Source organism: Streptomyces sp. NPDC000880 (assembly GCF_053599675.1).
The window spans coordinates 1-14361 of sequence record NZ_JBSFMS010000023.1 but is presented as its reverse complement, the minus strand read 5'-3'; the positions used below and the strand labels follow the sequence as shown (position 1 = coordinate 14361).

Here is a 14361-nt window from a genome sequence, read left to right as displayed (position 1 = left end):
CCCCTGAGCCAACGCCGGCGGTGGTGTCCTCCGGACCCGCCTCACCGCAGCGAGGCCGGAGGGGACGGCGGCGTCGACAGCACCGAAGAAGGCGGCCGCCCTCCGCAGAGATCGACATCGCGGGAATGAGCAGCCGCTGTCTGATGCAACCACCTGCGCAAACCGTTGACCACATACCCACCAGTCGGTATGTTCCCCGCACTCCTCGTCCCCGTACCCATCGGAGTGTGCACAGTATGGACACCGCCCCATCGCTCACCGCCCCCATCGCGGATCCCCGCCGTCGCCGCGTGGCCACCGCGGCCGCCCTCGCCTCCGCCGTCGAGTGGTACGACTACTTCGTCTTCGGCATCGCCGCCGCCCTCGTTCTCGGCGATCTGTACTTCCCCGCCGGCAGTTCGTCGGCCGGCGTGCTCGCCGCCTTCGCCACCTTCGCCGTCGGCTTCCTCGCCCGCCCCATCGGAGGCATCATCGCGGGCCAGCTCGGCGACAAGCGCGGCCGCAAGCCGATGCTGGTCCTCGCGCTGACCCTGATGGGCCTCGCCACCACCGGAATCGGCCTGCTCCCGACGTACGAGACGATCGGCATCGCCGCCCCCGTGTTGCTGGTGCTCTTCCGCGTCGTCCAGGGCATCGCGGTCGGCGCCCAGTGGGGCGGCGCGATGCTGATGGCCACGGAGTACGCCCCCGAGGGCAAGCGCGGGCTGTACGGCAGCCTCGTCCAACTCGGTGTCCCCATCGGTGTGGTGAGTGCCAACACCGTCTTCCTGGTCGCCGGAGCCCTCACCAGCGACTCCACCTTCGCCGCCTGGGGCTGGCGCGTCCCCTTCTTCGTCGGCTTCCTGGTGCTCGCGCTCGCCTGGTTCATCCACACCCGGGTGGAGGAGACCCCGGAGTTCCGCGCGGCCGAACACGCCCTGGCCGCGCAGGAGAAGGGCGAACCCCGCTCGCCGCTGCGCACGATCCTGCGGGAGCACCTCGGCACTGTCTTCCTGGCCGGCGGCTCGTTCGCGGTCAACACCGCGACCTTCTACATCATCATCACCGGCGTGCTCGACTACGCGACCCGCGAACTCGACATGAAGCGCAGCGCCGTGCTCACCGTGTCGCTCTGCGTCAGCCTCACCCAACTGGCGCTGATACCCGCGGCAGCCGCGCTCTCCGACCGCATCGGGCGGCTGCGTATCTATGCCTTCGGCGCGGTCGGGCTGCTGGTCTGGGCGATCCCGATGTTCCTGCTGATCGACACCAAGTCGCTGCTCTGGCTGGGCGTCGGCACCTTCGTCACCAGCTGTTTCCTGAGCATCATGTACGGCCCGCAGGCCGCCCTCTTCGCCGAGCTGTTCACCGCCGAGATGCGCTACACGGGAGCCTCGCTCGGCTACCAGATCGCGGCGGTGTTCGGCGGCGGACTGGCCCCGTTCATGATGGTCCTGCTCCTGGAGGCCACCGGCACGTCGATGGCTGTGTCCGCCTACATCATCGGCCTCGCTGTCGTCGCGCTCATCTCGATCAAGATTCTGGCGACTCGGGCCGCCGCCCGGACTGCCGGCGGGGCCGCCGCCCAGGAGTGAACCGTTCGCGCCTCTCGCACGTGAGACCCCTGTGCGCGGCCGTCCCTACTTCCCCCGCCGGGGCGGCCGCACTCACTCACGTCACGGGGACACACCGCCGGCTGCGGGAGAGCGCCGGTCAGCTCCGACGGCCCCGGACCCCGGGCGCGTCGGGCTCCGGCGTCCCCGGGTCCGCGGCTGTGGGCTCCCCCGCCAGAGCCTGTGAGGGCGAGGCGGGGGCGGCCACTCGCCGGGACCGGCTGCGGGAGACGGCCACTCCGGCCAGGCACAGCGCGCCGCCCGCCAGAGTCAGCCAGCCCGGCACCTCGTCCAGCGCCAGCCACGACATCAGCACCACCAGCGCCGGCACGGCGTAGGTCGTCGCGCCCATCCGTCCCGCGGTCGTACGGGCCAGAGCGTACGCCCAAGTCGTGAACGCGAGGGCGGTCGGGAACACGCCCAGGTAGACCATGTTGAGTGTGGCCGACAGCGGCGCCCGCTCGGCCTCGGAGACCAGTTGCCCGATGAACGGCAGACAGGCGACCGCGCCGACCAGGCACCCGAACGTCGTCACCTGGAGCGCGCTCGCATGCGCCAGTGCGGGCTTCTGGCTCACCACTCCGCCCGCGTACCCCACTGCCGCCAGCAGGCACAGCAGCACACCCAGCGTGGAGGCGCTGCCCTCGCCCGACATCGAAAGTCCCACGGTCACCGCTCCCGCGAAAGACACTGCCATCCCGGCCAGCAGCCGCGACGGCAGCGCCTCGCCCAGCAGCCGCGCGCCGAGCAGCGCGATCAGGACCGGGCCGATGTTCACGACCATCGCCGCGGTGCCCGCGTCGACCTCCTGCTCGCCCCAGTTGAGGACCACCATGTAGACGCCGAACCAGAGAAGCCCGGATATGGCGATCCCGGGCCAGGCGGCACGCGGCGGCAGTCCCTCGCGCCGGATCAGCAGGACGCAGCCGAGAGCCAGGGACCCGGCAAGCAGCCGTCCCAGGGCCAGCGCGCCGGGGGAGTACGCCTGGCCGGCGCTGCGGATCGACACAAAGGCAGAGGCCCACAGAACGACGGTGACGCCCGCGGCGGCCAGGGCGGGCCACTGCGACCGGTGGGCGGAGGGCGAGGAGTTCGTCATGGGCCGACCGTACGGGCTCGACCCTTCGGCGCTCACCGCAATATCCCCGGCTAGGTGCCGCCGCGCGGGTCAGGCACGCGCCAGCGCCGCGTACTGCACGGCCAGGCCGTCGATGAGTGCACGCAGCCCCGTCTCGAACGCGCCCTCGTCCACCTTCTGCTGCCGCTCGGCCAGCAGATGCGCCTGGCCGAGGTGCGGATAGTCGGCCGGGTCGTACGCCGTCTCGTCGTCGACGAAGCCCCGGGCGAAGGAGCCGAGCGCCGAGCCGGTGATGAAGTACCGCATCAGAGCGCCGATGTACGTCGCCTGGGCCGGTGGCCAGCCCGCGCGGACCATCGCGCCGAAGACCGCGTCCGCCACCCTGAGGCCGGCCGGGCGGCGTCCTGGGCCGCGGGCCAGGACCGGCACGGTGTTGGGGTGGGCGGTCAGGGCCGCGCGGTAGGAGACGGCCCAGTCGTGCAGCGCGGTGCGCCAGTCCCGCTCGTCGTCCTCCTCGAACATCGACAGATCGACCTGCGCGCTGACCGCGTCGGCGACGGCGTCGAGGATCTCGTCCTTGTTGCGGAAGTGGTTGTAGAGGGAGGGGCCGCTGACGCCGAGCTCGGCCGCGAGCCGCCGGGTGGAGACGGCGTCGAGACCCTCGGCGTCCACGAGCGCGCTCGCCGTCTCGACGATGCGTTCTCTACTGAGGAGGGGCTTGCGCGGGCGGGCCATGCGGCACATAGTAGGGCCTGCCAACAAGAAACTAGCAGTGATAGTTAAAAGTGGGGTGTGGCGCATGAACCTGGAGCTCAGCGAGGAGCAGGCAGCCGTACGGCAGCTGGCCAAGGACTTCGTCGACCGCGAGATCACCCCGAACGTCGTCGAGTGGGACCGTGCCGAGAGCGTCGACGGGTCGATCGTGAAGAAGCTGGGCGCGCTCGGCTTCCTCGGGCTCACGATCGACGAGGAGTACGGCGGCTCGGGCGGCGACCATCTGGCGTACTGCCTGGTCACCGAGGAGCTCGGACGCGGTGACTCATCGGTGCGCGGCATCGTGTCCGTATCGCTGGGTCTGGTCACCAAGGCTGTCGCGGCCTGGGGCGACGAGACTCAGAAGCGCCACTGGCTGCCACGGCTCACGGCCGGTGAGGCACTCGGCTGTTTCGGGCTCACCGAGCCGGGGACCGGGTCCGACGCCGGAAATCTGACCACCAAGGCCGTGCGTGACGGCGACGACTACGTCATCAACGGCTCGAAGATGTTCATCACCAACGGCACCTGGGCCGATGTGGTGCTCCTGTTCGCCCGTACCAATGACACGCCCGGACACAAGGGCGTCTCCGCCTTCCTGGTGCCCACGGACACCCCGGGGCTGACCCGCCGCACCATCCACGGAAAGCTCGGCCTGCGCGGCCAGGCCACCGCCGAGCTGGTGCTCGACGGCGTCCGGGTGCCCGCCGCCGCGATGCTCGGGCCCGAGGGCAAGGGCTTCTCCGTCGCCATGTCCGCGCTCGCCAAGGGGCGGATGTCGGTCGCGGCGGGCTGTGTCGGCATCGCGCAGGCCGCCCTCGACTCGGCCGTCGGCTACGCGGGAGAGCGCGAACAGTTCGGCAAGTCCATCGCCTCGTATCAGCTGGTGCAGGAGCTGATCAGCGACATCTCCGTCGACGTGGCCGCGGCCCGTCTGCTGACCTGGCGGGTCGCCGACCTGATCGACCGGGGCGAGGACTTCGCCACCGCCGCGTCCCAGGCGAAGCTCTTCGCGTCCGAGGCGGCGGTGCGCGCGGCCAACAACGCCCTGCAGGTCTTCGGCGGTTACGGCTACATCGACGAGTACCCGGTCGGAAAGCTGCTGCGCGACGCCCGTGTGATGACCCTCTACGAAGGCACCAGCCAGATACAGAAACTGATCATCGGCCGCGCGCTGACCGGAGTCTCCGCCTTCTGAATCCCGGGGCCTTCAGCGCGGAGCCTTTTGGTGCCGGAGCCTTTGAGTAGGTCAGTGAGTACGGGAGCGGATGTGGCGGGGGCCGCACCCGCCGATGCTGACGGGCATGAGTGAGACACCGGTCAAGCAGCAGAGCACGACGGCCTTCTACGGACAGGCAGTCGCCTCCTTCGCCGTGGCCCTGGCGGCCGTCAGCCTCGGCATCCTCTATCTCGACGCGGACGCCTGGGTGCGCGGCTTTCTCGCCATCGCAGTCCTCTACCTCACGACGTCGGCGTTCACCCTGGCCAAGGTGATCAGGGACCGTCAGGAGGCCGGGCAGATCGTCAGCCGCGTCGACCAGGCCAGGCTGGAGAAGCTGCTCGCCGACCACGACCCCTTCTCGAAGCTCTGACCCCAAGCGCTAAGCGCTTGCTCACCGGCGGGGTAGGGTGTGCCTTCTGCTGAACGGAAGGGGCGAGCGATGAGTACGGCGGAGAACACGGCGGGCGAGGACATGCCGTGGGACGAGGTCACGCCCGAGGCGGCGAAGAAGCTGCTCGTCGCCGCCGTCGATGCCTTCGCCGAGCGGGGCTATCACGCGACGACGACCCGGGACATCGCGGGCCGCGCCGGGATGAGCCCAGCCGCGCTCTACATCCACTACAAGACCAAGGAAGAGCTGCTCCACCGGATCAGCCGGATCGGGCACGAAAAGGCTCTGGCGGTCCTGTCGGCGGCGGCCGGCACCGAGGGCACGCCCTCCGAGCGGCTCGCCGAAGCCGTGAGTTCCTTCGTCCGCTGGCACGCCGGCCGGCACAACACCGCGCGCGTGGTGCAGTACGAACTCGACGCGCTCTCCGACGAACACCGCTCCGAGATCGTGGAGCTGCGCCGCCGCAGCGACGCCGTCGTACGCGGGATTCTGCGCGAGGGGGTGGAGTCGGGGGAGTTCGACGTCCCGGACGTGCCAGGCACGACCGTGGCCGTGCTGTCGCTCTGCATCGACGTGGCGCGCTGGTTCAACACCAAGGGGCGCAGGACGCCCGACGAGGTCGGCGCGCTCTACGCCGACCTCGTCCGGCGGATGGTCACCGCTCAGAAGTAGGCCGGCGGCTCAGAAGAAGTAGCGGGACACCGACTCGGCCACGCACACCGGCTTGTCGCCACCCTCGCGCTCGACCGTGACGAGTGCGGTCACCTGCACGCCGCCGCCCGCCTCTTCGACGTTCTGCAGGACCGTGGTGGCGCGCAGCCGCGAGCCCACCGGCACGGGGGCGGGGAAGCGGACCTTGTTGGCCCCGTAGTTGATGCCCATCTTCATGCCCTCGACGCGCAGGACCTGCGGCACGAGGGTCGGCAGCAGCGACAGTGTGAGATAGCCGTGCGCGATCGTCGTGCCGAAGGGGCCGCTCGCCGCGCGCTCGGGGTCCACGTGGATCCACTGGTGGTCGCCCGTGGCCTCGGCGAAGAGATCGATCCGCTTCTGCTCGATCTCCAGCCAGTCGCTGTAACCCAGCTGCTCGCCGACCCCGGCGCGCAGTTCGTCGGCGGAGGTGAAGATCCTCGGCTCAGCCATGTCCCTGGTCCCTGCCTCTCAAGCGTTCAAGCTCTCGTCTAAGCGCTTGCTCAGCATGGTTGGGTGTGCGCGCTCTGTCAACGCACGCCCAGTGGCGAACGACCAGCGGCCAACGACCAGTGGTCGACCACCAGTAGGCTTCGAGGAGTGCCACAGATTCCCGAGTCGATTCACGAGCTCACGGTCGGCCAGCTGTCCGCGCGCAGCGGCGCGGCGGTGTCCGCCCTCCACTTCTACGAGTCCAAGGGCCTGATCAGCAGCCGCCGGACCAGCGGAAACCAGCGCCGCTACAGCAGGGACGCGCTGCGCCGCGTCGCCTTCGTCCGCGCCGCGCAGCGCGTCGGCATCCCCCTCGCGACGATCCGGAAGGCCCTCGCCGAACTCCCGGAGGAGCGCACGCCGGACCGGGAGGACTGGGCGCGGCTGTCCGAGGCATGGCGCACGGAACTCGACCAGCGCATCCAGCAACTCGGCCGCCTCCGTGACCACCTCACCGACTGCATCAGCTGCGGCTGCCTCTCGCTGGAGACCTGCGTACTGTCCAACCCGGACGACATCTTCGGCGACCGGATGACGGGCTCCCGCCTACTCCCGGAGGGCCGGAAGCCGGGGAAGTGCGAGGCCTGAGGCGGGAGCGCGCGCCTGGGCGAGGCGGGCGCGGCGTCGCCGGGCCCGAGGCGAGCAAGGCGGGCCCATCCGAGGGGTGGTGCCCTGCGATGCCGGGCGGCTGCGCGGCCCTTGAGCGCTCACGGCACCGGGCCGGCCGCGTGGTCTTCGCCGCCGAGCGCGGCGCGAGACCGGGCGGGCCTGTGCGAGACCGGCCCCGCCCGCAGGGCGGCAACTCACGCGAGTGCGGGCGCAGGAGCGAATGGTGGGCCCGCACCCCCGTGGCGGGCCCACCTTTTCCGCGGATCGAGCGCGGACCCGCACCCCCGTGGGCGGGCCCGGGCACGTCCGGCGGGCTCACTCGTACTCCGTGCCGCCCTTGCGGGTCAGATACGCGGGGCTCACCGCCTTCGCGATCGCCCTGCCGCCCACCCACCGGGCTGTAGCGCTCCACAGCGGGGCGGACCACGACACCCTCGCGCAGGTGCAGCTCGCGCCCCGACACCGTCTCCTGGCCGCTCGCCAGCTCCAGCACCTCGTCGATGTCGTACGGACACTCGTACAGCCGGGGCACCAGCGGCAGTTCACCCTCCAGCAGCTCTGCCGGGTCCAGCCAGCGGATCTGGCCGGATATCTCCGCCGATACGTCGAAGACCGCGTAACCCAATGCCCCGGAACGGGCATTGGCCCCATAGCCCAGGTCCTGCACCCCCGCGCCGTACACCTCGCCGAAGAGCCCGACCCGGCTCGCCCCCAGCTTCTCGGCGAGGCGTGCCACGACCGCCGGGACGTCATGGGCGAGCACCGCGCGCCAGTAGAGATTGCGCGGGTCCTCCGTGAGCGCGAGGCCCTTCGCACCGAAGCCCTTCGACGACACCTGGACCTTCCCGCCGTTCGCGACGCTGTACGTCAGCAGGCAGGCCGAGCCGTGCAGCTTCTCGGTGACGACCACCGGCTCGCCGGGCGCGAAGATGTCGGGGTAGCGCTGGATGTTCTCGATGTCTACCCACGGCAGCAGATCGGGTGCGGTCTCCACATCCCCGTCCAGGAGCGGACGCGCTCCACCCGGCGCCCGGGATCGGGCTCCGCCCGGGCGCCCGTGGTCACTCCGACGGGGACGTCCACCGCGGCCCGTATCGCCGTGAGCACCTCGGCCAGGGCGCGCGGCGACAGGGTGTCGTCGCCGCACGGTGTCTTGGGGTGCACATGCACCGCGGCGGCACCGGCCGCGACAGCTTCCGCCGCCGACTCGGCCATCGCCCCGGGCGACAGTGGCACGCCAGCGCCGTCACTGGCCGAAAGGGGCCCGTTCAAGCAGACCTGGATCATGCCGTCGATGGTGCCGGCCACCACTGACAACGCGGGGGCTCAGCGATTTCGTCGACCGCCCCCGCGCGCCTCAGGCGACCGACGCCAGCTCCTTGCGCCACGCCCGTTTGGCCGCCGCTACGGCCTCGGACGTCAGAACGGGCTGCGGCACGACAATGCCGCAGCCCGTGCACACCGGCCCGAACCACGGCTCGTTCGCCAGATCCTGCCGCCACACGATGTGCGTCCCCCCGCACACCGGGCATGCGGCGCCCGGTTCCGTCTCCAGCGCCGCTATCAGCCGCCGCAGCACCTCGTCGAGCGGCGCCGAAGGATGCGCGGCCGGCCTCTCGCAGCGCGCGACGCCGTTCCCGCCCCAGGTCCGCCGGTGCCAGTCGTCGATGGACGCCGGCCGCCGCAGCCCGTCGTGCTTCTCGCGCTTGCGGCGGTCCGCGAAACTCTCTTCGTACGCGAGCCAGACCGCCCGCGCCTGCTCCAACTCCTCGAGCGCGGCCACCAGCCGCGCCGGATCGGGCGCCCGGTCCTCGGGCTCGATGCTGTGCCTCGCGCACAGATGATCCCAGGTCGCCCGGTGCCCATAGGGGGCAAATCGCTCCAGGCACTTGCGCAGCGAATAGCGCCTGAGCGCCAGATCACACCGCGCGTCGCGCACCTGTCTCGCAAGACTCCGGAAACCGGCCATCGCACTGCCACCTCCGTCGGCTCGTACTTCTGCGTCATGGAATGGACGTACGTGTGCCCGATCCGGCTCCATCAAAAAATCAGATGGCAGTCATCAGCCGGATTTCGCCTACGATGCCGGGCGTGCCGGTGGAGAGTTCGATCTTCAGTGAGCAGCGGCTGCCCGGTGGCCGGATGCATGTCGTCGTCGGTGTACAGCCGATCGCGGCCCTGGGCGAACCCGCACCCGTCGCGGCCTGCGCCCGCGACCTGCACAAGACCGAGGCGGCCGGTCTCTGACCGAGAACATCCTGCGCGGCCTCGCCGCCAACCTCCCCCCGGGCTCGCTCCTCGACGCGCTCAATGGCCGCCGCCGACACCGAGATCTGCGAGATTCTCACCGAGCGGGCGATCTGACCGAGGACCGGACATGGCCATGTCGCACGACACGGCCCCGGGGTCTTCGCATACGCCGCCCATCATTCCCGGCTGCCCGCCCGGGCTGCTGCACGACATGGCGCTGCGCTCGAGCCCCGTACGCAAGGCGCTGCGGCCGTCGCCGGACATCCCCCGGCCACCGCGGACACCGGACCAGTGGTGCTCGGACGCGATCATCCACTGTGCGCTGGGCGGCATCACCCACCCTGCGATCAGCCGGCAGAGCCGGCCGACGTATCAGCAGGCCATCGAACTCCCGTCCCCCAGGTGACAACAGCTTTGGTTCGCAGGGGCGTTGAGTGGCGACTCAGCGTTCGATGCGGCCCGCGGCCAGCACCACCCGGGCCAGCTCCTCATGACAGATGTCGCTGTGCGCACCCGACGGCGGCCCGCCGCGCCGCACCACCGACGCCGTGTCCACACTGACGCAGCCCGAGCCGGGAATACCCTGCCGCAGAGCCTCCTCCAGGGTGAGCCGGACCAGCGGCCGTACGGCCTGGATGCCGTTGTGCCCCATCGCCCACCAGCGCTTGTCGAGCCCGACCGCACTCGCGTCGTCCCCGGCCAGGCTCGATGCCAGCGGATACATCACCCCGAGCGCACTGTCGTGCCGTGAATAGCAGGCCACCACGGGACCGTCGACCCGCTGCTCCATGGCGCTCAGAGCCCCGCCGCTGTGCGTCGAATGCGGCAGGCTCTGCGCGAACGCATAGTGCGAGAAGGCCCCCTGGAGGAGCGTCAGCGACTTTACGTTGCGTACCCCGTCGGGCAGTCCGCGCAGCGCGAACGACACCAGCCGCGCCCCCTGGCTGTGGCCGACCAGATGCACCCGCACCTCGGGGGACGACCGGGACAGCTGTCCGAGCAGCGGGCCCAGGCCCAGCTCGCCGACCGTCCCGGCGCGCCGCTTCATCGCGTAGTACGTCGTCTGCCGCAGCAGCTCCTTCGCGCCCTTCCACGCCTTCTTGAGCCCGCCGCCGAAGGAGAAGGACAAGAGGGCGGGCTCCTTCTCGGTCACCTCACCGGTCTCCTCCAGCGCCAGGGCGAACCTCCGGCACATCGTGAGGGCGTCCTCGTACAGCACGGCGGGCGGGCCCTGCTCGTCATACGGCAGATCGTCGCTGATGCCGGCCTCCAGGCCGCCGGGCGGGGCTTCGGCCAACTGCCTTGCCAGCACGGCGAACTCCGCGAACGCTTCCTCGGACTCGGGCCGTTCGTCGAGCAGTTGGGCCAGCCGCGCCACCGTCCCGTCGTGCCCGGGGAACAGCTGGACCAGGGCATCCCGCGTGCCCTTGTCAAGACCGGAGCCCAGCAGCGGGCCGGCGGCCGACGGCTGAAAGTCGGGGATCGCCTCGTCCATGAACTTCATGGAGGGCCATACGACGCCCACATATCCGAGCCGCACCTCGGGAGTGGCCGCCAGCAGCCCAGGGAACGGTGCGAAGAAGGCCGAGTACAGCCGGTTCGCGATGGCGGGCGAGTTGTTCCATCCGTGCGCGAACATGACCAGATCGGTGACATCCATTTCGGCCAGTCGCTCGCGCTGCGCGGTGTCGACGTCGCCGTCCTTGTCGAAGGTGATGTCCCGGTACGGACGCACACTCATCTGCAGCATGGCCTGCCCCTCCCCGTTGTCCCGGTTTCAACCCCTTGTGCCACAGCATCCTGCGCAAGGGGAGAGACGGCCATACCTTCGGCGGTAGTCGGCCGGGCTCGGTCGTGGCCGGTCCCGGACGGTCAGACCCGGTCGGCGGCGCGGACCCGGGCCGGCCCCCATGCCCCCGTCAGTACCGCAGATACCTCTTCCGCACGGCCCGGAACGCGGCCAGTTCGTCCCGCCACGCCCCTACCACCTCGTCCGTCCCCGCCCCCGCGTCGATCATCGTGCGGACCTTTGTCGAGCCCGTCAGCTTGTCGATCCAGTTGTCCGGCCGCCAGGCGAAGCCGCTCCAGGTCCGCTTCGCAGTCACCAGCAGGGCGATGCCCGTGCGCACCGGGTCGTACGACTCCCGGTCGTGGACGTGCAGTTGAACCCCGCCGGCGGTCTTGCCCTGGAACTTGGAGAACGTCGGCGCGAAGTACGCCTCGCGGAAACGGACACCCGGCAGGTCCAGAGCGTTCGCAGCCTCCGCCCAGCGGCGGTCGATGCCCTCAGCGCCCAGCAGTTCGAACGGGCGCGTCGTGCCGCGCCCCTCCGACAGGTTCGTGCCCTCGAAGAGGCAGGTGCCCGAGTACACCAGCGCGGTGTCGGGCGTCGGCATATTGGGGCTCGGCGGCACCCACGGCAGGCCCGTGGCGTCGAAGAAGTCCGAACGCCGCCAGCCCGACATCCGTACCGTCTCCAGCTCCACGGGCCGCGTCAGGAATTCGCCGTTGAACAGCTCTGCCAGCTCGGTGACCGTCATGCCGTGCGCCTGCGCGATCGGCTCGCGGCCGACGAAGGTCGCGAAGGCCTTGTCCAGTACGGGCCCGAGCGCCGCCCGCCCGGTCACCGGATTCGGCCGGTCCAGCACCACGAAGCGCTTGCCCGCGAGCGCGGCCGCTTGCATGCAGTCGTAGAGCGTCCAGATGTACGTGTAGAAGCGCGCGCCGGCGTCCTGGATGTCGAAGACGATCGTCTGCACGCCCGACGCGGTGAAGATGTCGGCGAGCGGCTGCCCGCTCTTGAGATACGTGTCGTACACGGGCAGCCCGGTCGCCGGGTCGTCGTGGCGGCCCTCGGAGCCGCCCGCCTGGGCCGTGCCGCGGAAGCCGTGCTCCGGGCCGAACACGGCGACCAGGTTCACCCGGTTGTCCGGGTGCATCACGTCCACGATGTGCTGCGCGTCGTGGGTGATCCCGGTCGGGTTGGTGACCACTCCCACCCGCTCTCCGGACAGCAGCCGGTAGCCGTCGGCGGCCAGCCGGTCGAAGCCGGTGCGGACCCGGCCGCGGCCCGGGTGGGCGGCGGCGGGCGATGCGGTCGCGGCTCCCACCGCGCCGCCTGCAGTCACTGCGCCGGCGGCGGCCAGCAAACCCCGTCTGGACAGGCTCATCGGGTTACCTCCGTGATCGCTGTCTGTCATGGCCACGCACGCTAGCGCGCACGGCGGGTGCGGGGAACGATCCCGGCGCCCACGGTTCGCATCCGGCACCCGCGGCCCGGTACCGACCGTACCCGCCCCTACCCGCGCCCTTCCCCCGCTACATACCGACTGGTTAGTCTGTCCGGGTAGTCGGCGCGCAGAGAGGCGGAGCTTGATGAGTACGGTGCAGGGCGCTGGAGTGGTGGTCACGGGCGCGGGCGGCGGCATAGGCGCCGCACTGGCCCGCAGGTTCGCGGCCGAGGGCGCCCGCGTCGTGGTCAACGATATCGACCCCACAAGGACCAAGACGATCGCCGACGAGATCGGCGCGACCGCGGTCCCCGGCGATGCCTCCGAGATCGTGGCGGCGGCTCGCGACGCACTGGATGGCACCGTCGACGTGTACTGCGCCAACGCGGGCCTCGCCTCGCCCGGCGACGCCTTCGCCGACGAGGAAGTCTGGGCCGCGGCCTGGGACGTCAATGTCATGGCGCACGTCCGCGCCGCCCGCACCCTGCTGCCCGACTGGCTGGAGCGCGGCAGCGGCCGCTTCATCTCCACCGTCTCCGCCGCCGGGCTGCTCACCATGGTGGGCGCGGCCCCGTACAGCGTCTCCAAGCACGGCGCGTACGCCTTCGCCGAGTGGCTCTCCCTCAGTTACCGCCACCGCGGCCTCAAGGTGCACGCCATCTGCCCGCAGGGCGTGCGTACGGACATGCTCACCGCGGCCGGATCGGCGGGCGAACTGGTCCTCGCGCCGACCGCGATCGAGCCCGAGGACGTCGTCGACGCATTGTTCGAGGGCATCGAAGCGGACCGCTTCCTGATCCTTCCGCACCCCGAGGTCGCCGGGTACTACCAGGCCCGCGCCGCCACTCCCGACCGCTGGCTGGCCGGTATGAACCACATCCAGCAGAAGTGGGAAGGGACGGTCCAGTGACCTCGATCTACGCCGCCAAGCCCTGGCTCGCCCAGCTCAGCGACGCCCAGGTGGTGCCCGGCTACTGGCGGCTGCCCCGACGCCACCGCCGAGGCGTTCCCGGACGGTGAGCTGCGCACCGGCGACGTCGGCTTCATGGACGCGGAGGCTGGCTCTATGTCGTCGACCGCAAGAAGGACATGATCAACGCGTCCGGCTTCAAGGTCTGGCCGCGCGAGGTCGAGGACGTCCTCTACACCCACCCGGCGGTCCGCGAGGCGGCCGTGGTCGGCATACCCGACGACTACCGCGGCGAGAGTGTCAAGGCGTACGTGAGTCTGCGCCCGGGGGCCACCGCCGAACCGGCCGAGATCTCCCCGTACTGTGCGGAGCGACTGGCGGCGTACAAGTACCCGCGCGAAGTCGAGGTCCTGCCGGAGCTGCCGAAGACCACAAGTGGGAAGATCCTCAGGCGGGAACTGCGTTTCCCCGGGTGAACCCAAGGAACTGACGAGAGGCGGGTGGCGGCAATGGCCAGGACGACGGACGGGGACGGCACCCCCGTCCCGCAGAGGCTGCTGGCCGCCGCCACCCGGCTCTTCGCCGAGCGAGGATACGACCGCACCTCGGTCCAGGAGATCGTCGAGGCGGCCGGCGTCACCAAGGGCGCGCTGTACCACTACTTCGGCTCCAAGGAAGACCTGCTCCAGGAGGTCTACGCGCGGGTGCTGCGGCTCCAGCAGGAGCGGCTCGACGCGTTCGCGGACGCCGACGAGCCGGTCGAGCTGCGGTTGCGCGGCGCCGCCGCCGATGTGGTCGTCACGACCATCGACAACCTCGACGACGCCGCGATCTTCTTCCGCTCCATGCACCATCTGAGCCCGGAGAAGCACAAGCAGGTGCGTGCCGAGCGCCGCCGCTACCATGAGCGGTTCCGCGCGCTGGTCGAAGAGGGCCAGCAGAGCGGGGTCTTCTCCTCGGCCACCCCCGCGGACCTGGTTGTGGACTACCACTTCGGGTCGGTCCATCATCTGTCGACCTGGTACCGGCCGGACGGCCCGCTCACTCCGCAGCAAGTGGCGGACCATCTGGCGGACATGCTGCTCAGGGCACTGCGCCCGTAGCGTTTTCCGGTCCTCAATCGCCGGACGGGCTTGAAATCAAG

The 14361-nt window shown here is 70.6% G+C and carries 15 protein-coding genes and 3 pseudogenes; 10 read left to right on the top strand and 8 right to left on the bottom strand.

Annotated features, from left to right (window positions below; genetic code table 11):
* Nucleotides 1-236 precede the first annotated feature (236 nt).
* The gene (locus tag ACWDO5_RS10680; protein WP_450529962.1) at nt 237-1574 is read left to right on the top strand and encodes an MFS transporter; all 1338 of its coding nucleotides are present in this window, start codon (nt 237-239) and stop codon (nt 1572-1574) included.
* Nucleotides 1575-1692: 118 nt separating this feature from the next.
* Here ACWDO5_RS10680 and ACWDO5_RS10675 read toward each other — a convergent pair whose 3' ends face one another.
* On the bottom strand, nt 1693-2691 hold the full coding sequence (locus ACWDO5_RS10675) for a DMT family transporter (RefSeq protein ID WP_450529961.1): 999 nt from the start codon (nt 2689-2691) through the stop codon (nt 1693-1695).
* A 69-nt stretch (nt 2692-2760) separates the two neighbouring features.
* Nucleotides 2761-3405, bottom strand: coding sequence for a TetR/AcrR family transcriptional regulator (locus ACWDO5_RS10670; RefSeq protein ID WP_356230501.1), 645 nt, complete (start codon nt 3403-3405; stop codon nt 2761-2763).
* A 64-nt stretch (nt 3406-3469) separates the two neighbouring features.
* On the opposite strand from ACWDO5_RS10670, the gene ACWDO5_RS10665 reads away from it, so the two are divergent.
* From ACWDO5_RS10665 to ACWDO5_RS10655, 3 genes are all read left to right on the top strand, one after another.
* Nucleotides 3470-4621 carry an acyl-CoA dehydrogenase family protein gene (locus ACWDO5_RS10665; protein WP_450529960.1) on the top strand — a complete coding sequence of 384 codons (1152 nt, stop codon included), beginning with the start codon at nt 3470-3472 and terminating at the stop codon, nt 4619-4621.
* A 106-nt stretch (nt 4622-4727) separates the two neighbouring features.
* Entirely contained in the window at nt 4728-5015 is a 288-nt protein-coding gene (locus tag ACWDO5_RS10660) for a YiaA/YiaB family inner membrane protein (RefSeq protein ID WP_450529959.1), read from the top strand.
* Between the two features lie 69 nt (nt 5016-5084).
* Entirely contained in the window at nt 5085-5708 is a 624-nt protein-coding gene (locus ACWDO5_RS10655) for a TetR/AcrR family transcriptional regulator (protein ID WP_450529958.1), read from the top strand.
* 9 nt (nt 5709-5717) lie between these two features.
* On the opposite strand, the gene ACWDO5_RS10650 is transcribed toward ACWDO5_RS10655, so the two are convergent.
* Complete coding sequence (locus ACWDO5_RS10650) at nt 5718-6179, bottom strand: MaoC family dehydratase (RefSeq protein WP_450529957.1); 462 nt, start codon at nt 6177-6179, stop codon at nt 5718-5720.
* A gap of 147 nt (nt 6180-6326) precedes the next feature.
* On the opposite strand from ACWDO5_RS10650, the gene soxR reads away from it, so the two are divergent.
* A complete protein-coding gene (soxR, locus tag ACWDO5_RS10645; RefSeq protein WP_450529956.1) occupies nt 6327-6806 on the top strand; it encodes a redox-sensitive transcriptional activator SoxR in 480 nt (159 codons plus the stop codon).
* A gap of 336 nt (nt 6807-7142) precedes the next feature.
* Here soxR and ACWDO5_RS10640 read toward each other — a convergent pair.
* The 3 genes and pseudogenes from ACWDO5_RS10640 to ACWDO5_RS10630 form a co-directional block, all read right to left on the bottom strand.
* A pseudogene (locus ACWDO5_RS10640) lies at nt 7143-7839 on the bottom strand (RNA ligase (ATP)); the annotation flags it as partial.
* Nucleotides 7827-8114: pseudogene (locus ACWDO5_RS10635) on the bottom strand (3-keto-5-aminohexanoate cleavage protein); the annotation flags it as partial. The pseudogenes ACWDO5_RS10635 and ACWDO5_RS10640, both read right to left, overlap by 13 nt.
* Nucleotides 8115-8184: 70 nt before the next feature.
* Complete coding sequence (locus ACWDO5_RS10630; protein WP_450529955.1) at nt 8185-8796, bottom strand: hypothetical protein; 612 nt, start codon at nt 8794-8796, stop codon at nt 8185-8187.
* Nucleotides 8797-8918: 122 nt separating this feature from the next.
* Here ACWDO5_RS10630 and ACWDO5_RS10625 point away from each other — a divergent pair, with 122 nt between their 5' ends.
* Both ACWDO5_RS10625 and ACWDO5_RS10620 read left to right on the top strand, forming a co-directional pair.
* A complete protein-coding gene (locus ACWDO5_RS10625; protein WP_450529954.1) occupies nt 8919-9074 on the top strand; it encodes a hypothetical protein in 156 nt (51 codons plus the stop codon).
* A gap of 130 nt (nt 9075-9204) precedes the next feature.
* A complete protein-coding gene (locus ACWDO5_RS10620; RefSeq protein ID WP_450529953.1) occupies nt 9205-9483 on the top strand; it encodes a hypothetical protein in 279 nt (92 codons plus the stop codon).
* A 36-nt stretch (nt 9484-9519) separates the two neighbouring features.
* Here ACWDO5_RS10620 and ACWDO5_RS10615 read toward each other — a convergent pair whose 3' ends face one another.
* Nucleotides 9520-10827, bottom strand: a complete 1308-nt coding sequence (locus ACWDO5_RS10615) for a serine-threonine protein kinase (protein ID WP_450529952.1) — start codon at nt 10825-10827, stop codon at nt 9520-9522.
* A 169-nt stretch (nt 10828-10996) separates the two neighbouring features.
* Nucleotides 10997-12247: an exo-beta-N-acetylmuramidase NamZ family protein gene (locus ACWDO5_RS10610; RefSeq protein WP_450529951.1), complete on the bottom strand. Its 1251-nt coding sequence runs from the start codon at nt 12245-12247 to the stop codon at nt 10997-10999.
* Between the two features lie 205 nt (nt 12248-12452).
* Here ACWDO5_RS10610 and ACWDO5_RS10605 point away from each other — a divergent pair, with 205 nt between their 5' ends.
* From ACWDO5_RS10605 to ACWDO5_RS10595, 3 genes and pseudogenes are all read left to right on the top strand, one after another.
* Nucleotides 12453-13217, top strand: a complete 765-nt coding sequence (locus tag ACWDO5_RS10605) for an SDR family oxidoreductase (RefSeq protein WP_450529950.1) — start codon at nt 12453-12455, stop codon at nt 13215-13217.
* Nucleotides 13218-13264: 47 nt separating this feature from the next.
* Nucleotides 13265-13693 (top strand): annotated as a pseudogene (locus ACWDO5_RS10600) (AMP-binding enzyme); the annotation flags it as partial.
* Nucleotides 13694-13726: 33 nt separating this feature from the next.
* A complete protein-coding gene (locus ACWDO5_RS10595; RefSeq protein ID WP_450529949.1) occupies nt 13727-14320 on the top strand; it encodes a TetR/AcrR family transcriptional regulator in 594 nt (197 codons plus the stop codon).
* Nucleotides 14321-14361: the final 41 nt, after the last annotated feature.